Source organism: Amycolatopsis decaplanina DSM 44594 (assembly GCF_000342005.1).
In the GTDB taxonomy this organism is placed as follows: domain Bacteria; phylum Actinomycetota; class Actinomycetes; order Mycobacteriales; family Pseudonocardiaceae; genus Amycolatopsis; species Amycolatopsis decaplanina.
Map to the genome: position 1 here is coordinate 371,317 of NZ_AOHO01000063.1, position 18,592 is coordinate 389,908.

The 18,592-nt window shown below is 68.6% G+C and carries 22 protein-coding genes; 8 read left to right on the top strand and 14 right to left on the bottom strand.

Going from position 1 to position 18,592, the window contains the following annotated elements; all coding sequences use genetic code 11:
- Window positions 1–70 precede the first annotated feature (70 nt).
- Both H074_RS23495 and H074_RS23500 read right to left on the bottom strand, forming a co-directional pair.
- Window positions 71–931: a 3-hydroxybutyryl-CoA dehydrogenase gene (locus H074_RS23495; protein WP_007032560.1), complete on the bottom strand. Its 861-nt coding sequence runs from the start codon at window positions 929–931 to the stop codon at window positions 71–73.
- Between the two features lie 88 nt (window positions 932–1,019).
- Window positions 1,020–1,205, bottom strand: a complete 186-nt coding sequence (locus tag H074_RS23500; protein WP_007032561.1) for a DUF3073 domain-containing protein — start codon at window positions 1,203–1,205, stop codon at window positions 1,020–1,022.
- A 207-nt stretch (window positions 1,206–1,412) separates the two neighbouring features.
- Here H074_RS23500 and H074_RS23505 point away from each other — a divergent pair, with 207 nt between their 5' ends.
- The gene (locus H074_RS23505) at window positions 1,413–2,312 is read left to right on the top strand and encodes a DUF8083 family protein (RefSeq protein WP_007032562.1); all 900 of its coding nucleotides are present in this window, start codon (window positions 1,413–1,415) and stop codon (window positions 2,310–2,312) included.
- Here H074_RS23505 and H074_RS23510 read toward each other — a convergent pair.
- The 3 genes from H074_RS23510 to ygfZ form a co-directional block, all read right to left on the bottom strand.
- Window positions 2,309–3,256, bottom strand: coding sequence for an asparaginase (locus H074_RS23510; protein ID WP_007032563.1), 948 nt, complete (start codon window positions 3,254–3,256; stop codon window positions 2,309–2,311). The two genes, H074_RS23505 and H074_RS23510, sit on opposite strands and share 4 nt — an antisense overlap.
- Complete coding sequence (locus H074_RS23515) at window positions 3,253–3,816, bottom strand: RsiG family protein (protein ID WP_007032564.1); 564 nt, start codon at window positions 3,814–3,816, stop codon at window positions 3,253–3,255. Before H074_RS23515 ends, H074_RS23510 begins: the two co-directional genes overlap by 4 nt.
- 576 nt (window positions 3,817–4,392) lie before the next feature.
- Window positions 4,393–5,520, bottom strand: a complete 1,128-nt coding sequence (gene ygfZ, locus H074_RS23520; protein WP_039923231.1) for a CAF17-like 4Fe-4S cluster assembly/insertion protein YgfZ — start codon at window positions 5,518–5,520, stop codon at window positions 4,393–4,395.
- Between the two features lie 30 nt (window positions 5,521–5,550).
- Here ygfZ and H074_RS23525 point away from each other — a divergent pair, with 30 nt between their 5' ends.
- Window positions 5,551–6,405, top strand: coding sequence for an aminodeoxychorismate lyase (locus tag H074_RS23525; RefSeq protein WP_039923183.1), 855 nt, complete (start codon window positions 5,551–5,553; stop codon window positions 6,403–6,405).
- Here the strand turns inward: H074_RS23525 and H074_RS23530 are convergent.
- From H074_RS23530 to H074_RS23570, 9 genes are all read right to left on the bottom strand, one after another.
- Complete coding sequence (locus H074_RS23530) at window positions 6,398–6,811, bottom strand: hypothetical protein (RefSeq protein ID WP_007032567.1); 414 nt, start codon at window positions 6,809–6,811, stop codon at window positions 6,398–6,400. The genes H074_RS23525 and H074_RS23530 overlap by 8 nt on opposite strands.
- Window positions 6,799–7,671, bottom strand: a complete 873-nt coding sequence (locus H074_RS23535) for a 5-oxoprolinase subunit C family protein (protein ID WP_039923184.1) — start codon at window positions 7,669–7,671, stop codon at window positions 6,799–6,801. Before H074_RS23535 ends, H074_RS23530 begins: the two co-directional genes overlap by 13 nt.
- Entirely contained in the window at window positions 7,668–8,279 is a 612-nt protein-coding gene (gene pxpB, locus H074_RS23540) for a 5-oxoprolinase subunit PxpB (RefSeq protein WP_007032569.1), read from the bottom strand. The genes H074_RS23535 and pxpB overlap by 4 nt, the downstream gene beginning before the upstream one ends.
- Before the next feature lie 9 nt (window positions 8,280–8,288).
- Window positions 8,289–8,912: a heme-binding beta-barrel domain-containing protein gene (locus H074_RS23545; protein WP_007032570.1), complete on the bottom strand. Its 624-nt coding sequence runs from the start codon at window positions 8,910–8,912 to the stop codon at window positions 8,289–8,291.
- A gap of 305 nt (window positions 8,913–9,217) precedes the next feature.
- A complete protein-coding gene (locus H074_RS23550; protein ID WP_007032572.1) occupies window positions 9,218–9,526 on the bottom strand; it encodes a DUF1416 domain-containing protein in 309 nt (102 codons plus the stop codon).
- Complete coding sequence (locus H074_RS23555; protein WP_007032573.1) at window positions 9,526–10,362, bottom strand: sulfurtransferase; 837 nt, start codon at window positions 10,360–10,362, stop codon at window positions 9,526–9,528. Before H074_RS23555 ends, H074_RS23550 begins: the two co-directional genes overlap by 1 nt.
- 21 nt (window positions 10,363–10,383) lie before the next feature.
- Window positions 10,384–10,818 carry a DUF4395 domain-containing protein gene (locus H074_RS23560; protein WP_007032574.1) on the bottom strand — a complete coding sequence of 145 codons (435 nt, stop codon included), beginning with the start codon at window positions 10,816–10,818 and terminating at the stop codon, window positions 10,384–10,386.
- A 242-nt stretch (window positions 10,819–11,060) separates the two neighbouring features.
- Window positions 11,061–11,483 carry a TlpA family protein disulfide reductase gene (locus H074_RS23565; RefSeq protein WP_007032575.1) on the bottom strand — a complete coding sequence of 141 codons (423 nt, stop codon included), beginning with the start codon at window positions 11,481–11,483 and terminating at the stop codon, window positions 11,061–11,063.
- A gap of 6 nt (window positions 11,484–11,489) precedes the next feature.
- On the bottom strand, window positions 11,490–12,383 hold the full coding sequence (locus H074_RS23570; RefSeq protein WP_007032576.1) for an LmeA family phospholipid-binding protein: 894 nt from the start codon (window positions 12,381–12,383) through the stop codon (window positions 11,490–11,492).
- 143 nt (window positions 12,384–12,526) lie between these two features.
- Here H074_RS23570 and H074_RS23575 point away from each other — a divergent pair, with 143 nt between their 5' ends.
- From H074_RS23575 to pstB, 6 genes are all read left to right on the top strand, one after another.
- Window positions 12,527–13,276 (top strand): winged helix-turn-helix transcriptional regulator, encoded by a 750-nt coding sequence (locus H074_RS23575; protein ID WP_007032577.1) that lies wholly within the window; start codon window positions 12,527–12,529, stop codon window positions 13,274–13,276.
- A 63-nt stretch (window positions 13,277–13,339) separates the two neighbouring features.
- Window positions 13,340–14,215 carry a mycothiol synthase gene (mshD, locus tag H074_RS23580; RefSeq protein WP_007032578.1) on the top strand — a complete coding sequence of 292 codons (876 nt, stop codon included), beginning with the start codon at window positions 13,340–13,342 and terminating at the stop codon, window positions 14,213–14,215.
- Between the two features lie 229 nt (window positions 14,216–14,444).
- Window positions 14,445–15,572, top strand: a complete 1,128-nt coding sequence (gene pstS / locus H074_RS23585; RefSeq protein WP_007032579.1) for a phosphate ABC transporter substrate-binding protein PstS — start codon at window positions 14,445–14,447, stop codon at window positions 15,570–15,572.
- Window positions 15,573–15,784: 212 nt separating this feature from the next.
- The gene (gene pstC / locus H074_RS23590; protein ID WP_007032580.1) at window positions 15,785–16,702 is read left to right on the top strand and encodes a phosphate ABC transporter permease subunit PstC; all 918 of its coding nucleotides are present in this window, start codon (window positions 15,785–15,787) and stop codon (window positions 16,700–16,702) included.
- Between the two features lie 2 nt (window positions 16,703–16,704).
- The gene (gene pstA / locus H074_RS23595) at window positions 16,705–17,622 is read left to right on the top strand and encodes a phosphate ABC transporter permease PstA (RefSeq protein WP_007032581.1); all 918 of its coding nucleotides are present in this window, start codon (window positions 16,705–16,707) and stop codon (window positions 17,620–17,622) included.
- 10 nt (window positions 17,623–17,632) lie between these two features.
- Window positions 17,633–18,409 (top strand): phosphate ABC transporter ATP-binding protein PstB, encoded by a 777-nt coding sequence (pstB, locus tag H074_RS23600; protein ID WP_007032582.1) that lies wholly within the window; start codon window positions 17,633–17,635, stop codon window positions 18,407–18,409.
- Window positions 18,410–18,592 lie beyond the last annotated feature (183 nt).

Sequence of the window (18,592 nt, forward strand, 5' to 3'; positions counted from 1 at the left end):
TCACCTACTTGCGGTTCTTGCACAAGTAACTATCGCAAGTAGGTGACTGGTTGCGTAAGGAGAGGTCGGGTCAGGAGTAACTGTAGAACCCGCGGCCGGTCTTCTTGCCGAGCAGGCCGGCGTCGACCATGCGCAGCAGGAGCGGCGGCGAGGAGTACAGCGGCTCCTTGAACTCGGCGTACATCGAGTCCGCGATCGCCTTGATGGTGTCCAGGCCGATCAGGTCCGACAGCCGCAGCGGGCCCATCGGGTGCGCGGTGCCCAGCTCCATACCGCGGTCGATGTCCTCCGCGGACGCGAAGCCCGACTCGATCATCCGGATCGCCGAAAGCAGGTACGGCACGAGCAGCGAGTTCACGATGAACCCGGCGCGGTCTTGCGACCGGATCACCGTCTTGTCCAACGCCGTCGTCGCGTGCTCCTCCGCGCGGCGGGCGGTGTCGTCGCTGGTCAGCAGCGAGGGCACCAGCTCGACGAGCGGCAGCACCGGGACCGGGTTGAAGAAGTGGATACCGATCACCTGCTGCGGGCGGCCGGTGGCCATCCCGAGCTTCATGATCGGGATGGACGAGGTGTTGGACGCGAACACCGCGTCCTCGCGCTCGACGATCTTGTCCAGCGACCGGAACACCTCGACCTTGGCCTGCTCCTGTTCCAGGATGGCCTCGATGACGAGGTCGCGGTCGGCGAACTCGCCGATCTCGGTGGTGAAGCGGAGCCGTCCGAGCGCCGCGTCGGCGTCTTCCTGCGAGAGCTTCCCGTTCTTGACGCCGCGTTGCAGCGACTTCTCGATCCGCGCCCGCCCGGAGTCCAGCGCCGGCTGGTTCACCTCGGTGACGATCACGTCCAGCCCGGCCCGCGCGTGCACCTCGGCGATGCCCGAGCCCATGAGCCCGGCCCCGACGACACCTACTCGCGCTACGTCAGACATGGCACCTCCTCATATTTTGGGCAGCACGCGACACGCGAGGGCGGTCACCGGAACAAGCCCGGATCCACCCTCGCGTGTCACGCGTTGCTCAGCGGCGGTATTCGTCGTACCCGTCGTACGGGTCGTCGTCGTACCGCTTGTCGTCCTCGTGCCTGTCTTCCGAGGAACTACTGGACAGCTCGCGCTGCAAAGCATCGAAGTCGGTTTCGTGCGAGCTGTACTTGAGCTCGCGCGCCACCTTCGTCTGCTTGGCCTTAGCCCGGCCGCGCCCCATGGCTCGACCCCCTCGCACAGGGGCGGGGCGGCCGGGGGAATCGGCGGCCCCGCATCGTCTCGACAATTCTTTCCTGCTGACACCGTACCGTGTCCGGGGGGTTGGATGCGACGTGGCACGGTGTGCCGGTGGCGACAGTGTTCCCCGAACGCCGGTTACCGGCCGGTCGGTGGCGATAGTCGCAGGTCGGCGTGCCACGATGCTCGTGTGCCCCGTCCGTTCGCGGCTTATCTCCGCGTCTACGAGCCCCTGCTCGCGCTGGGGGATCCGCCGGACGAACGCCTGCTCGAGGCCGTCGAAGCGGCCCGGCTCGATCGTTCGACCGCGGGGATGCGCGAGCAGGCACTGTGGCTCAAGTCACAGCATGTCGGACGGTTGTTGCCCGCCGAGCTCGCGGACGGCAGGGCCGCGCCCAGTCTCGTCACCGACGTCCTCGTCCTGGACCCCGAAGACGTACCGGAAGGGGAGCACGGTGACGCCGGACCGGGGCCGCTGATCTGTCCGATGGAGATCCGCGCGCGCTCGGCCGCGGCACTGGTGACCTTCCTCGGCGACGCGCATCCCGCGCTGAAGAGCGCGGTGCTCGACGCGGGCGGCGCGTCACTCGACATGATCCGCTCGCGGGCGAAGTCGGCCATCGGCGACCTGTCCGCCTCGGCCTCGCACACGCTCTCGACGACGTGGACCGTCCCGCTTCCGTGGTTCGTGCTGTTCGATCCCGGGATGCGGCGGGTCAAACTCGGCAAAGGCCGCGACGACCCCGAGCGAGAGGTGTCGTGGCGGATCCCCATCGCCGACGCGCGGTATCGCGCCCGCGAGGTCGGGGACCTGCTCGGAGCGACCTTCGGTGACTCGGGGCCCGGCCGGGTGCTGCTCGAGACGCGACGTTGGCTCGACAGCTTCCACCCCGGCTCCGCGGTCGAACTCGACTACGGCGGTCTCGTCCAGCTCTTCGCAGACTCGATCCTGCAAGCCGACACGACCGCCGAAGAGGTGCACGACATCCTCGACGCGCTCCGCACCGGCAACGTCGACGAACTGGCGGAACTGTTCGCCGACCTGCGGGACTTCTGGGGCGACCTGGCCGCGCGGGAACGCGCGAACTAGCCGAAGAGGCCGGCGGCGACCCGCAGTTCGCCGACCGGTTTCCCGCCGCCCAGTACCGCGTCGCGTGCGAGGCTCCCGGCTTCGTCACCCGGGTCGATGCCAAGGTGGCGCAGGGTCGCGAGCAGCAGCGGGGTCCGGGCACGCGCCGCGCCGTCGTCGATCTTCAGCGCCAGCGCCGTGCCGTCCGGGAGGGCGAACGCGTGCACTCCCTCGGCGCCGACCTTCGAGAGCAGGCCGTCGACGGTGCGCATCAGCACGGTGTCCTCGCGGCCGGTGCCCGCGACCTGCCACGGATATGCGCGGACCGCGTCCGCGACCCTGCGCTCCGGCCCGCCCATGGCGGTGACCAGCCTGCCGAAGGAGCGGGCGAGTCCGGTCAAGGAGAACGCGAACAGCGGGGCACCACAGCCGTCGACGCCGACCGTCTCGATCGTCTCGCTGGTGAGGTCGGCGACGGTGGCCTGGATGACCTTTTGCAGCGGGTGGGTCTCGGCCGCGTAATCCTCGGTCGGCCAGCCGAGCTGCGCGCAGGTCGTGAGCATCGCGGCGTGTTTGCCGGAGCAGTTCATGGCGGCGCGGCGTTTCCCGGCCGAGGCCACGGCCAGCATGCTCGGCTCGTGCAGCGGGAAGGCGGGCGGGCAGACCAGCGCGTCCTCGGTCAGCCCCGCGCGGGAAAGCATCGACAGGGCGCCGTCGACGTGGCCGGGCTCACCGTTGTGCGACCCGCAGCCCAGCGCCAGTTCTTCGTCGCCGATCGTGAGGCCTGCCCGGAGCATCCCGACGGCTTGCAGCGGTTTGTTGGACGAGCGCGGGTAGACCGGTCGCTCGATGTCGCCCGCGGAGAACCGCACCGAGCCGTCCGGGGCGGTGATCACGAGCGCGCCGCGGTGTGTGCTCTCCACGAATCCGGACCGGACGACCTCGACCAGGACCGGATTCGTCACTCGGAGCCGCCGCGTTCGGTGTCGAGCAGGTCGTCGACCGACGCCGTGCCCTTGCGGTAGCGGGTCGCGATCTCGGCGTTGATCGTGTCCATCACGCTCTGCACCTCGCGGCGGTACGAGGAGACCGAGACCTCTTCGTCGGCGTACCGGTTGAGGGCGTTGACCAGCTTCTCGTCCGACAGTGTGCTGACGTCGGAAAGGTCCGTGTCGCCGATGAGCGCCTCGGCGAACCGCCGGTGCTCGCCCGCGCGCGACGGCTCCAGCCGCTGATGCCTGCCCGAACCCGTGGCCGGGCCGATCGCGTTGTCCGCCAGGATCGCGGCCAGCCGCTCGACGACACTGCTCTCGCCGCCCGAACTCCGGCGCTCCTGCTCGGCCCGCACGATGTCGATCCGCGCGTGCAGCAGGCGCCGCAGGTACGACAGGTCGGTCTCCTCCTGCGCGGCCTCGTCACGGCGCTCACGCAGTACGGAAAGGGTCAGCTCGCCGAGGTCGCTGAGATACCCAGGGCCGAGCACGCGGTCGATACGACGGCGACCACCGGGCCGGACTTCGATCACCCGCGTAGCTTATCGCGCTCCAGCGGAAATGTTCCGCAGGGCGTGATACCACAAGGATCTTCACCCCTCCCGGCACCCTCCACCGCGCCAGTGCTCCTTCGGTCCTTTCCAGAGCGCGCCCCCCACCCGTCCCGGGGGCGGCCCCAAGTCCAGTCTACCGGGGGTGGCGGGGGAAAAGTGCTGGTCGGCGGGGTTGTCCACAGGTGGGCAAGGTTGTGGACAACTGGTGTGGGTGAAGGGGACTTTCGCCGCATCTGACGTGGGGAAGGCGTCCTTCGCCGCGTGAGCCGCGGGGAAGGGCCCCTTCAGTCCGTGGCCAGGCGCGGGGCGGGCGCCGGCGGTACATGAAGGCCCCCTTGCTTGCGTCTAGCGCAAGCAAGGGGGCCTTCATGTACTTGGCGGAGGGTGCGGTCGTGAGTGAAGGCCGAGTTTCTTGCGCTCAGCCGAGGCAAGGGGCCTTCACGCGACGCCGTTGTGACAGCTGAGGCGAAAGTGGCGGCCCAGGACCCGGTGAGGGGAACTTTGAGGGACCCAGAGTCCCTCAAGGAGTCCTTCACGGACCGGAGCGGAGCGAAGTCAGCCCCGCAGCCGCTGAGCCGCTTCCCGCCCAGGAGCCGGAGCCTCACCCGGCACCGAGTCCGGATCGATGGCGGCCTGCACGACGCGATCCTCGGCGCCCACCAGCAGTTCCGCGCCCGGCCGCGTCGAGCGTTTGACCAGCGCGAGCGCGATCGGCCCCAGTTCGTGGTGCTGCACCACGCTGCCGACGCGCCCGACCGTCCGCTCGCCCAGCACCACCGGATCGCCGGTCTCCGGCGTGATCTCCGGCGAGCCGTCCAGATGCAACAGCGCCATGTACCGCGGCGGCCGCCCGACGTTGTGGACCTTCGCGACGGTCTCCTGCCCGCGGTAACAGCCCTTCGCCACGTGCGCGGCGGAGTCGACCCAGTTCACCTCGTGCGGGATCGTGCGCTCGTCGGTGTCGACGCCCAGTCGCGGCCGCAGCGATTCGACCCGCAGCGCGTCGAACGTCCAGCTGCCCGCCGGGCGTGCGCCCGCGTCGGTCAGGCGGCGCCACCAGCCGGCGAGTTCGGCGCGGGGGACGGCGAGATCGACGCTGTGCCGTCCCGGCCACGGCATCCGCCGCGCGAAACCGCCGGGGATCGGCACGACCGAGTACGCGTCCGCGCCCGGCGTGACACCCGTGGAAGCCAGGACGCCGTCCGCGTCGGGGCCGAGGACGGTCAGCAACGCCAGTTCCTCCGACACATCGCGGATGTCCACTTTGGACCAGAACTTCATCGCTTCGAGGTAATCGCGCAGGGTCTGCTTGCCGCCGGACGGCAGTGCGCTGGTGGCCACCGCGCCCCTGTCGCTGTCCAGCCACACCGTGCCGTCCGCGTGCGCGAGGACCATGTGCGTGTCGACGCGGCCTTGGCTGTCCAGCACGAGCGCCTCGGTGCCGGTGCCTTCGGCGAGCCCGGTGACGTGTTGCGAGATCACCAAATGGAGCCAGGACAGCCGTTCTTCCCCGGTCACGGCCAGGATTTCGCGGTGCGAACGGTCGATCACGACCGCGCCGCGCGCCGCCGTCCGTTGCTCGGCGAAGGGATCTCCCCAATGCCACGGGACACCCTCCTCCGGATGCCCGTCGGGTGCCGCGATCGGTCCGGGAAGGTCGAGCAGGGGGGAGCGGTAAGGCATGAAACCCATGCTAGTGAGTACCGTGTCCCCATGCGCGTGCTTGCCTTTCTCGACGGGACCCTGGCCGACCCCGAAGCCGCTCACCTGCGGGTAGACGATCTCGGACTGCTTCGCGGCGACGGGGTGTTCGAGACGATCCTCGTCGTCGACGGACGGCCCCGTGAGCTCCGCCCGCACCTCGAGCGGCTGGCCCGTTCCGCGGCCATGCTCGACCTGCCGGAGCCGGACCTCGCGGTCTGGGAGCGCGCCGCGCAGACCGTCATCGACAACTGGTCCGGCCCCGCCGAGATCGCGCTGAAACTGGTGTACACCAGGGGAATCGACGGCGATCCGGAGGCGAAGCCATTCGGGTTCGCGCTCGGCGTGGAGATCGACGAGAAGGTCCTGCGCGCCCGTGTCGAAGGCGTCGCGGCGATCACACTGGAGCGCGGTATCGAGCCCGACCTCGCCGAGCGCGCGCCGTGGCTGCTGCTGGGCGCGAAGTCGATTTCGTACGGCGTCAACATGGCCGCGTTGCGGGAGGCCGGCCGTCGTGGCGCGAGCGATGTGATTTTCACCGCCGCCGACGGCGCGGTCTTCGAAGGGCCGACTTCGACGGTCGTCCTCGCGAAGGACAAGACGCTCTACACGCCGCCGGCGACCATCGGCATCCTGCCGGGGACGACGCAGGCGGCACTGTTCCGTGGCGCCGAGCGCGCGGGCTGGTCGGTCAAGGTCGAGCCGCTCCAGGTCTCGGACCTCACCGGGGGCGAAGGGCTCTTCCTCGCTTCGTCGGTCCGCAAGCTGACCAGGGTGCACACGCTCGACGGCGTCGCGTTGAGCGACTCCAGCGCGATCCACGCCGAACTGGCCGCCGCGTACGAGAGCGAGTACGCGATCAGCTGAGCGGGCTGATGATCAGCAGGTGCGGCAGGATCGCTTCCTCGCGGTAGGCCGCGATCTTGTGGTGCCCGTCGAGGATCACCGCCGCGTCGGTGGTCTCCAGTACGACGGCGACCGGCCGGTGCCCGCTCTTGATCGCCGTCCGGTAGTAGCCGACGCGGGACACGTCGGCGGGCGGCCAGTCGGCGCTCGGGGTCAGGTAGCGGTCCTCGGCCAGCCGTTCGGGGCCGGTGACCTGGTACTCGCCGTCGGCGAAGAGATCGAGAAGCGGGCGGAGCGTATCGCCGAGCGGACGGCGCATCTGGCCGGTGGCCAGCGCGATCCGCAACGACTGCGGAAGTTCTGGCTGGGTTGGGACCGAATTCGTGTCGATGACACCCGTGCCACCGTCGACCTTTACCTGTTCCACACCTTCGTGGACGAGTGAAAGCGGAGAAGGGTTCCGGGTCGGGCCTGCGCGAGTGCCGGGAGTGACGCCTGTCTCACCACGGCCGCCACCGGATAACCACCGGTAGTCGGATGATCCGCCAAGAACACCACCGGCAACCCGTTCGGCGGCACCTGGACGGCGCCGGTCAGCAGGCCTTCACTCGGGAGCTCCCGCTCGGCGTATTCGCCCGTCCGCGCCAACGGCGTCCCGTCGAGCCGGAGCCCGACGCGGTTGGAATCCGCCGTCACCGTCCAGGTCTTCGCGAGACCGGTCGCCGGATTCTCGAACCAGTGCGCCCGCGGGCCCGGGTCGACCCGCACCACCAGCTCTGCCGGAGCCACCGTGGGCAGCACGACGTCGGCACCGCCGGACACGGACGGCGCGCCGAGCGGCAGGAGGTCGCCCGCCCGCAACGGCGCGGGCCCGATCTCCGAAAGGACGTCCCGCGATCGGCTGCCGAGTTCCGCGTCGACCATGATCCCGCCGGAAACCGCCAGGTAGCACCGTAATCCGGTGGCGGGTGCGCCGATCGCCACGATCTGGCCCGCCGCCAGCCACACCGGCGCGTGCGAGCCGACGGGGCGCCCGTCGACCTCGACGGCGACGGCGGGGCCGGTCACCGCGACCGTGCAGGACGTCTTCGCGCGCAGCCGTAGCCCGCCGAACAGGCACTCGACACCCGCCGCGGCTTCGTCGTTACCGACGAGCCGGTTGGCCAGTTTCAGCGCCGGGACGTCCAGCGCCCCGGACGGTGGGACGCCGAGATGCGCGTAGCCGGGCCTTCCGAGGTCCTGGACCAGCGCGAGCGGGCCGGTCTCGACCACTTCGAGTGCCCTCATCCGGCGCTCCGGAACCGCACGCGGTCGCCGGGCGCCAGCAACGCGGGCGGGTCGGCGCGGGGATCGAACAGGACGGTCCGGGTGTGCCCGATCAGCCGCCAGCCACCGGGCGAGACGCGGGGGTACACCCCGGTGAACTCGCCCGCGATCCCGACCGATCCCGGTGGCACGCGAGTGCGCGGACTCGACAGCCGCGGCTGCCGGAGCGGCTCGGGAAGCCCGGTCAGGTAACCGAATCCGGGTGCGAACCCGGTGAAGGCAACGGTGTAGACGGCGCCGGTGTGCAGCCGGACAACGTCCTCAGTGGACACTCCGGCGTCCCGCGCGACGAGTTCGAGATCTTCGCCGTCATAGGTCACATCGAGAGTGATCTCGCGGGATCCGCCGCCGGGCGGATGTTCGAGGTCGGCGTCCGCCAGCAGGTCACGGACGGCCGCGAGGGCGCCCGAGCCCGGGGTTTCCACCACGAGCAGGCTGCGGGCGCCGGGCACGAGTTCGATGATCCCGGGCGGGCGCGCGGACGAGACCGTCGCGTGCGCCGCGATCGTCTCGGTGAGGGAAACGCAGTCGAGCAGGGCGGCGTGCTCGCCGTAGGCCCGCCACCGCACGGGGAACGGTCAGCCCACCACGCGACGCAGCAGCGCCGACGTGTGCGGCTGCAGTTCCTGGCCCATCATCGCGCGCTCCTCGACAAAGCCGAGTTCACCGTTGACGATGCCGTAGAGCCGCTGCGAGGCCGTGACGTCCTTGGCCGTCGAAGTGCGGACGACGGCGTCGGTGCCCAGCTCCCAGGCCGGAACGGAGGCCTTGCCGCGCGGCTTGCCGTAGAAGAGTTCCACGATGCCGGTGTTGTGGGTCAGCAGCAGTTCGATCGTGTCGTCGGCCTGCGGGCGCCAGAACCCGGACTCGCGGGCGGCGGGACGGATGACCTTGCCGTCCTCGTCGAGCAGCCAGGCACGCGCCTCGTGCGTGAGGAAGGGGCGGCCGTCGTGCGCGATGGTCAGCTGCATGCCGAACCGGTACGGGCCTTCGATGGTGGGATAGTCGACCTCGCCCTCACCGCGCCAGACGCCGACGAGCGGCAGGAGCGCCAGGCAGGCGTCATTGAGGTTCGGGCCTTCGCGCAGGTTCGCCGTGTCGCCCGGGATGGGCATGTCGTCGAACTGCGGAAGGTTCCGGTCGCGCGTGCTTTCCGCGCGCTTTTCCGCGGCCTGGATGGCCTCGTCGCCGCTAGCCGTCATGGGTCAGCGCTGGTCCGCGTAAAGCCGGTAGACGACGTACACGGCGAACCAGGTGATCGCGACGCCGGCGAGCACCAGCAGGGTCGTAAACAGGATCTCCACGCCACGCACTTTAGTCGCTACCTGCTCAGACGGCCTTGCGCAGGGTGCGTGGCAGTGCCCACAGAAGCTGAAGGACGCTTTCCCCGCATGAGACGCGACGAAGGGGCCCTTCACCGCTGGAATCCAGGCCGGGCGCGCAGCGCCTCAGTTGAGGGCGGCGGCGGGGGCATGGATGGAGCGGTGAAGGGCCCCTTCAGACCGTCTCAGGCGACGGAGACCTGGAGCTGGTGCACGCCCGGTCCCTGAGCGCTCACCGAAGCTTCGCCGTTGCCGGAGCGGTGCAGCGCGCGCACCGTCCAGTCACCGGGGGCCGCGTAGAAGCGGAAGTCGCCGTCGGCCGACGAGACCACCTCGCCGGTGAAGTCGCCGCCGCCGTCCAGCAACCGGACGAAGGCGCCGCCGACGGGCCCTTCCGCGCCGGTCACCTTGCCGGCCAGCACGACCTGGCCGCGGGTGTCGTAATCGGCGGGCGTGGCCTCCTGGACCGGTGCGCCGCAGCTGTCGTCAGCCATCACTTAGCTCCCAACTCGACCGGCACGCCGACGAGCGAGCCGTATTCCGTCCATGAACCGTCGTAGTTCTTGACCTGGTCGTAGCCGAGGAGCTCGTGCAGCGCGAACCACGCGATGGACGAACGCTCACCGATCCGGCAGTACGCGATCGTGGCCTTCGACTCGTCGAGGCCCTCGTCGGAGTACAGCTCCTTGATCTCTTCCTCGGTCTTGAAGGTGCCGTCCTCGTTGGCGACCTTCGCCCACGGGACGTTCAACGCGCCGGGGATGTGGCCCGGGACCTGCGACTGCTCCTGCGGCAGGTGCGCCGGGGCGAGCAGCTTGCCGGAGAACTCGTCGGGCGAACGCACGTCGACGTAGTTGCTCTTGCCGATCTCGGCGACGACCTCGTCGCGGAACGCGCGGATCGAGAGGTCCTGCTCCTTGGCCTTGTAGTCGGTGGCTTCGCGCTTGACCTCTTCCGAGCTCAGCTCGCGGCCGTCGAGCTCCCACTTCTTGCGGCCGCCGTCGAGCAGCTGCACGTTCTCGTGGCCGTAGAGCTTGAAGTACCAGTACGCGTACGCGGCGAACCAGTTGTTGTTGCCGCCGTAGAGGATCACGCGGTCGTCGTTCGAGATGCCCTTCTCGGACAGCAGCTTCTCGAAGCCCTCCTTGTTGACGAAGTCGCGGCGGACGCCGTCCTGCAGGTCCTTGCGCCAGTCGAACTTCACCGCACCGCGGATGTGTCCGTTGTCGTACGCGGTCGTGTCCTCGTCGACCTCGATGAACACGACACCCGGGGTGTCCAGGTTCTCCTCGGCCCACTGGGTGGTGACCAGGACGTCTTCACGGCTCATGGAGCTGACTCTCTTTCTGGGTTAGGACGCGCGAGGGCTGGGGCTGAAACGCTTGATGAGCAGGTACATCTCGCAACCGAGACAGAAGTCGAAGGCCGCGTTGAGGAAGGCCGCGAACAGCGCGAACGCCGTCGCGACGAACCCGAGCGCGGTCAGGCCGGCGGCGAAACCGATGGTGCCGACGACGGCGAACACCAACCCGACGGCCTGCGCGAACCGGAGCGGGGCGGCGTCCTCGCGTTCGGTCGCCGGGCCGAGCCGCGGCGCGACGAGGTACCGGTAGATCAAGGAGTACGGCGCCGGCTTCAGGCCGATGAAGGCACCGATTGCGAACACCACCGCCTGCGCCGCGAGCAGTGGCCACCACTGGGTGATGAGCACGATCGCGAGCACGATCGTCGTCAGGATGGCGGCGAAACGCGGACCACGGGGGTCGACGGCCGGTCCTGCGGACATGGTTCCTCCTGCTCGAGCAATGGAAGAGGTGCGTGCCGGCAAGGCACGCGCAGGCATGAAGGCGTGCTTCAGCGAACGCCGGGCCGAGGCGGACACAGGCTGCTGCGAACGCGGCACAGATCCACTGCGCGGCGCTGGGTCAGCAAGGTTCGGGGCAGCCGGTTCACGGGCACGAGGGTACGCAGAGCTCCCTCAGGTTGGGAACCGTGTTCACACCTTGGGACGCGTCCCGAAATGCGGGATCAGACGTTCGCCAGGTGAGGTTTCAGGGCTTCGAGAAGCTCCTGACCTCGGGGAACGCCGCCGATGCGGAAAACCTCCCGGCCGTCCGATGTCAAGGCCAGCGTCGTCGGAGTCCGCAATATCGAAAGTGCCTGGGCGACTTCGGGGGTCTCGGTGACGTCCAGATCGACGTGGGTGAGGCCGTCGGTCTTGTCCGCGAGCGCCGACAGGATCGCGCGGGTATGGCGGCACGGCGCGCAGAACGTCGTGGAGATCTGGACCAGGGTGACGCCTTCGGGTGCGAGGGCGGCGGAGACGCGCTCCGGCAGCTCGGACACGTCAGAAGCCTTTGCGGCCCTGATGCGGCCGTTGCGTGCCTGCAACAGCGCGCCCGCCACCCCGCCGAGCACCAAGACGCCCAGCAGCACCCACACCCCGGTCATCCGAGATCACCCCTGAGGCTTCGCTTCGCTGAAGGCCACGTTCTTGCCTTCACCCTTGATGGTCACCGTGCCGCTGTTCACGCGCACCGACGTCGGGGTCACCGAGAACGGCATCGCGCCGGTGTCGATGGTCGCGTTGAAGTTCGGCAGCAGCGCGTCCTGTACGGCCTGGGGAACGACGGTGGTCTCCTTGTCATTCCCGAACTGCAGCCGCTTCGGCTCGAGCCGGATCTTCTGCCCGTCCAGTTCGATCATCGCGAAGCAGAAGATCTCCACCTTCTGCCCGGCGATCTGCACGTTGCCCGAAACCCGGATCCCGGCGCTGGCGGTGTCCACCGGCTCGCCGTTCTCGTTGGTGGCCGTCGGCTTCGTCTCCCCCTGGCCGCTGTCGCCGTTGCGGACGTAGTCCTCGGTGACCGGCTCGATCCTCAGGTTTTCGATCTTGTCCAGCGGCGCCTGCCGCGCGATGTCCGCGGCCTTGATCGTCACCTCGCCCTTGAGCGTGCCGATGACGATCGACTTCGTGTTGCCGGACGTCAGATCCGAGAGCGGCGCCGTGACATCACTCATGTCCGCGTTGAAGTCCACGTCACGCAGCTTCGGCGGAACCGCGACGCCCTGGGCGCTGATGGTGATGTGACCGTAGTCACCGGAAAGGGCCTGCGTGAGGAACGGGAAACCGTGCACCGTGACCGCCGGATCGTTGGCCAGCTTCAGCTGTTCGCGGGTCTTCTGGGAGATCGTGTGCTCGGCGAACGCCGCCGCCCCGAAATCGGCCCCGACCAGCAGCACCACCAGCACCGCGAGGGCGATGAGCCAACCCCGGCCACGGCGCTTTCCTCGCTTGGCGGACCGGCCGGAAGACGGTCGGTCGTCACGCGCCACGGGCCTGCTCACCATCGCGTCAAATCTCCTTCGTAAACCTCTTTGGCCAGGTGTGATCGATCCAGCACGGGGTAGGTCCCCGGCTGTTCACCCGCTATTCTCACCAAGCACCGGCTGTAGCCACGTTCGAGGCGACCACGACTGAAGGCGGTGCGGCGATGAGCCTGGACCTTCTGGTACTGACCGCGGAAGCAGATGCCACCACGGTATTGCCCGCCCTGGATCTGCTGCCCCACACCGTACGCGTCCGTGCTCCGGAAGTGACCGCGCTGCTCGACGCGGGCCACCGCGACGTAATCGTCCTCGACGCCCGCAGCGACCTCGCCTCCGCGAAGAGCCTCTGCCGCCTGCTCAAGGGTGCCGGTGAAGACGAAGCCTCCACGCCGATCATCGCCGTCGTCGGCGAAGGCGGGCTGGTCGCGGTCAGCGCGGAATGGCGCACCGACGACATCCTCCTCCCGACGGCTGGTCCCGCGGAGGTCGACGCCCGGCTGCGGCTCGTCACCACCCGCGACGGCGGCGCCGCGCAGGTCGACGCCGAGCTCCGGGTCGGCGAACTGGTCATCGACGAGGCGACCTACACCGCGAAGCTCCGCAAGCGCACTCTCGAGCTCACCTACAAGGAGTTCGAACTCCTCAAGTACCTCGCGCAGCACGCCGGCCGGGTGTTCACCCGCGCCCAGCTGCTGCAGGAGGTCTGGGGTTACGACTTCTTCGGCGGCACGCGCACGGTCGACGTCCACGTCCGGCGTCTGCGCGCGAAGCTGGGCCCGGAGCACGAGCAGATGATCGGGACCGTGCGCAACGTCGGCTACAAGTTCGAGCGGCCCGCCAAGGGCGCGGCCAAGCCGCAGGCCATCGCCCCGGACGCGAGCGTCTACGAGCCGAGCGAGCTTTCCGCGCACTGAGTCCCCTCTCCTGTCCGACAAGACGCCCGGGCGGGTACCGGGTTCCCGGGTAGGGTCGATTTCATGCTTGATCTGGTGTGGACCGGTGAACCGGAAACGGAAGAGATCCGTCGCTTCCTCCTCGCCGTGCGCGAGGCGGACGGCCGCCCGGAGGACACCGGTTTCGCCGGTGGGCAGCACCTTCTGGGGCACGTCGATGGCGAGTTGGTCGCGTACGCGCACCTGGACACCGAAGGCGACTCGCACGGCAACCAGGTCGCCGAACTGTTCGTCCACCCCGCCCACCGCCGCTCCGGTCACGGCAGGGCGCTCACCAAGGCGCTCGTCGAACACGTCGACGGGAAGCCGCTGCGAGTCTGGGCGCACGGTGACCACCCCGCCGCCGTCCACCTCGCCGGGACCGAAGGCTTCGAGCGCGCGCGGGAACTGCTGATCCTGCACGCGGACGCCGAGACGGCCGACTGGCCGGAACCCGTGACGCGCGAAGGCGTCACGCTGCGCACCTTCGTGCCCGGTCAGGACGAGGAAGCGATGGTCCGCGTCAACGCGCGCGCCTTCGACTGGCACCCCGAGCAGGGCGCCCTGACCGCCGACGAGGTGCGGGCGACCGAGAAGGAAGCTTGGTTCGACCCTGAGGGCTTCTTCCTCGCGGAGGAGGACGGGAAGGTCATCGGCTTCCACTGGACGAAGGTCCACGAGGCCGTTCCCGGCCGATTCGGCGGCGAGCCCGCCGGCGAGGTCTACGTCGTCGGCATCGATCCGGACGCGCAGGGCGGCGGACTCGGGAAGGCGCTCACGCTCGCCGGGCTTCGGTATCTCCGCGATCGCGGGCTGGGGCAAGTGATCTTGTACGTCGAAGGTGACAACGCGCCCGCGCTCGCGGTCTATTCGAAGCTCGGCTTCACCCGGTACGAGGTCGACGTCCAATACGCTCGGTAGCCGGGTTCACACTGCCGGCTCTTGACCGGTCACGGAGAGCAAACGCGCAGGTCACGGGCGGGACACGGACCACTTTCGGAGTAGTCGCGCTGCTCACATCGGGCGCCTTGTTCACCTCTCGTTCACCCGCTGACGGCCGCCTGTCCACTGTCGGTGCCTAGTGTCCGGATCCGGCAGGAACGTTCCCGTTCCACCGATCCGGCGAAAGTCTCCCAGTGGAGGAAATGCAGTGAAGATCATGCGGCCCGCGGGCGCGATCGGCATCGTGGCTAGCGCCGCCCTCGTGCTCGGCGCCTGTGGATCCGACCCGGCGGCGAACAAGCCCCAGAGCTCGGGTGCCGCTTCCGCGCCCAGTGGTACGGCCGACGTCGCATGTGGTGGCAAGAGCCCCCTCTCGGCCGAGGGTTCGTCCGCTCAGAAGAACGCGATCGACATCTTCGTGCAGGCCTACGCCGCCAAGTGCTCCGGTCAGAAGGTGAACTACAACCCCAGCGGTTCGGGCGCGGGTGTCAAGCAGTTCATCGGCAACCAGGTCGACTTCGCCGGTTCCGACTCGCCGCTCAAGGACGGCGACGAGTCCGAGAAGGCCAAGGCCCGGTGTGCCGCCGACGCGTGGAACCTTCCGCTGGTCGTCGGCCCGGTCGCGGTCGCCTACAAGCTTTCCGGGGTCGACAAGCTGACCCTGACCCCCGAGGTCACCGCCAAGATCTTCAACGGTGGCATCACCAAGTGGAACGATGCGGCCATCAAGGCGGTCAAGGGCAACGAGAGCGTCAACCTGCCGGACAAGCCGATCCAGGTCATCTCCCGCACCGACGAGTCGGGCACCACCGACAACTTCCAGAAGTACCTGAAGGTGGCCTCGAAGGGCGCCTGGACCCAGGGCGACGGCAAGAAGTTCAACGGCGGTGTCGGTAACGGCGCGGAGAAGTCCAACGGTGTCGCCAACGCGGTGAAGTCCACGGACGGTGCCATCACCTACGTCGAGTCCGCGTTCGCGAAGGACGGCCTCAACGCCGCCCTGATCGACAGCGGCTCCGGTGGTGTCGAGCTGTCCGCGGCGAACGTCGCGAAGTCCCTCGACGCGGCGAAGTTCAAGAAGGAGGGCACCAACGACCTCGCCCTCGACCTCGACGCGATCTACGGCAGCAACGTCCCGGGTGCCTACCCGGTCATCCTGGCCACCTACGAGATCGTCTGCTCCAAGTACGCCGACGCCGAGGTCGCCAAGGCCGTCAAGGCCTTCCTGACCGTCGCCGCCACCGACGGCCAGAAGCCGCTCTCGGAGAAGGGCTACGTGCCGATCCCGCAGAGCCTGCAGGACAAGGTCCTGACCGCCGTCAAGGCCATCGCCTGACCCTGTTGCCAACCACCCAGGTTGACCAGTAAAGACAGGCTGGACAGAAGCAGTCGATGAGCGATTCATCTTCGCCCAGAACGCCCACCGGCGACCCCGGTGGGCGTTCTGGCGTCCACGCGACCTTCCCGGAGGACCCGATTTCGGAGCAACCTGCCGCGTCACCGCCCGAGAAGTCCTCGGTGCAACTCGCGAGCCCTAAGTCCAGGACGGTGCGGCCCGGTGACCGCATCTTCCAGTTCTTGACCACCGGAGCAGGCGTCTTCGTCGTCGCACTGATCGGCCTGATCGGACTGTTCCTGCTGGTGCAGGCCGTTCCGGCGCTCCAGGCCGACAACGCGAGCTTCCTGACGAGCCAGGTCTGGCAGACCGAACCGAACGACATGCGGTTCGGCATCATGGGCCTGCTGCTGGTCACGGTGTATTCCTCGCTGCTGGCGCTGATCATCGCGATGCCGATCTCGCTCGGAATCGCCCTCTTCCTCACCCAGTACGCGCCGAAGCGGCTGGCGCGGCCGTTCGCCTACGTGATCGACCTGCTCGCCGCGGTCCCCTCGATCATCTACGGCCTGTGGGGCCTGATGGTCTTCGCGCCGACGATCGAGCCCTTCTCCCAGTGGGTCAACGACACCTTCTCGTGGATCCCGATCTTCGCGGCGGGCAACGTCTCGCCGGACATGCGCGGCACGATCTTCACCGCCGGCATCGTGCTCGCCGTGATGATCCTGCCGATCATCACCTCGCTGTCCCGCGAGGTGTTCGAGCGGACCCCGACCCCGCACATCGAAGGCGCGCTGGCGCTGGGCGCCACCCGCTGGGAGGTCATCCGCACCACGGTGCTGCCGTTCGGCAAGGCGGGCTACATCGGCGCCTCGATGCTCGGCCTCGGCCGCGCGCTCGGCGAGACGATCGCGCTCGCGATCATCCTGACCGGCGCGGTGGGCCGCGAGTTCACCTGGAGCCTCTTCGACGGCGGCGCCACGTTCGCCTCGAAGATCGCGGCGGACTACGCGGAACTCAACAACGAGATCTCGGCGGGCGCCTACATCGCGGCCGGCCTGGTGCTGTTCCTGCTGACGTTCGTCGTCAACTTCGTCGCGCGATCCATCATCGCCAAGAAGGGGGACTGAGCATGTCCACCACGCTCGAGAAGACCCCCGCCACCGCCCCCGCCTTCCAACAGGTCAGCCTGGCGAGGAAGGCCAAGAACGGCCTCGCGACGGTCCTGATCTGGCTGTCGTTCCTGATCGCCGTCGTGCCGCTGGTGTGGCTGCTCGCCACGGTGGTCATCAACGGCGTCAAGCGGATCCCCTACAGCAACTGGTGGACCGAGGACTTCGGCTCGGTGCTGTCGGACGAGGTCGGCGGCGGCGTGCTGCACGCGGTCATCGGTTCGGTGCTGCAGGGCCTGGTCTGCGCGATCATCGCGGTCCCGATCGGCATGCTGGTCGCGATCTACCTGGTCGAGTACGGCCGCGGCAAACTCGCGAAGGTCACGACGTTCATGGTGGACATCCTCTCCGGTGTCCCCTCGATCGTCGCCGCGCTGTTCATCTACGCGCTGTGGATCACGACACTCGGCCTCCCGCGCAGCGGTTTCGCCGTGTCGCTGGCCCTGGTGCTGCTGATGATCCCGGTGGTCGTGCGCTCCTCGGAGGAGATGCTGCGGATCGTCCCGGACGACCTGCGCGAAGCCTCCTACGCGCTCGGCGTGCCGAAGTGGAAGACGATCATGAAGATCGTCCTCCCGACCGCGCTGTCCGGCATCATCGGCGGCATCATGATGGCGCTCGCCCGGGTCATGGGCGAGACCGCTCCGCTGCTGGTCCTCGTGGGCTACTCCGCCTACGTGAACTGGGACATCTTCGGTGGCGAACAGGCCGCACTGCCGCTTCTGATGAACAACGAGCGGGTCAGCAACCCGTTCGACGAAGGTACCGTCGCGTTCGACAGGATCTGGGGTGCGGCGCTCACCCTGGTACTGATCATCGCGATCGTGAACCTCCTCGCCATGCTCTTTGCCCGTCTTGTCGCCCCGAAGAAGAAGTGAGCTGTTTGAGATGGCCAAACGAATCGACGTCAAAGACGTGGACATCTACTACGGCAAATTCCACGCCGTGGACGGCGTCACCCTCTCGGTGCCGCCGCGGAACGTCACCGCGTTCATCGGCCCGTCGGGCTGCGGCAAGTCGACGGTGCTGCGCACGCTGAACCGCATGCACGAGGTCATCCCCGGCGCCCGCGTCGAGGGCGAGGTGCTGCTCGACGGCGAGGACATCTACGGCGCCGGGATCGATCCGGTGCAGGTCCGCCGCACGATCGGCATGGTGTTCCAGCGCCCCAACCCGTTCCCGACGATGTCCATCCGCGACAACGTCGTGGCGGGCCTGCGCCTCGGTGGCACCAAGGGCAAGAAGGAGCTCGACGAGGTCGCCGAGCGCGCCCTGCGCGGCGCGAACCTGTGGAACGAGGTCAAGGACCGGCTGAACAAACCGGGCGGCGGCCTCTCCGGTGGTCAGCAGCAGCGGCTCTGCATCGCGCGGGCGATCGCCGTGCGGCCCGACGTGCTGCTGATGGACGAACCGTGCTCCGCGCTCGACCCGATCTCTACCCTCGCCATCGAGGACCTGATCGGTGAGCTCAAGAAGGAGTACACGATCGTCATCGTGACGCACAACATGCAGCAGGCGGCGCGGGTCTCCGATCAGACCGCGTTCTTCAACCTGGCGGGCGTCGGCCAGCCGGGTCGCCTGGTGGAGCTGAACGATACCGAGAAGATCTTCTCGAACCCGGACGAGAAGGCGACCGAGGACTACATCTCGGGCCGCTTCGGCTGAGCCCGGAAGTACATGAAGGCCCCCTTCCTTGCGCCAGGCGCAAGGAAGGGGGCCTTCATGTACTTGAGGCCGACAACACCTGCCCGCGGCACCCCGACCCGCCCGAGGTCGGCCCCCGCACTGCCCCAGGCATGTCGCGAAAGCCACAGTGATGATGATGTGTGTGGACGGAGACCTTGCAGG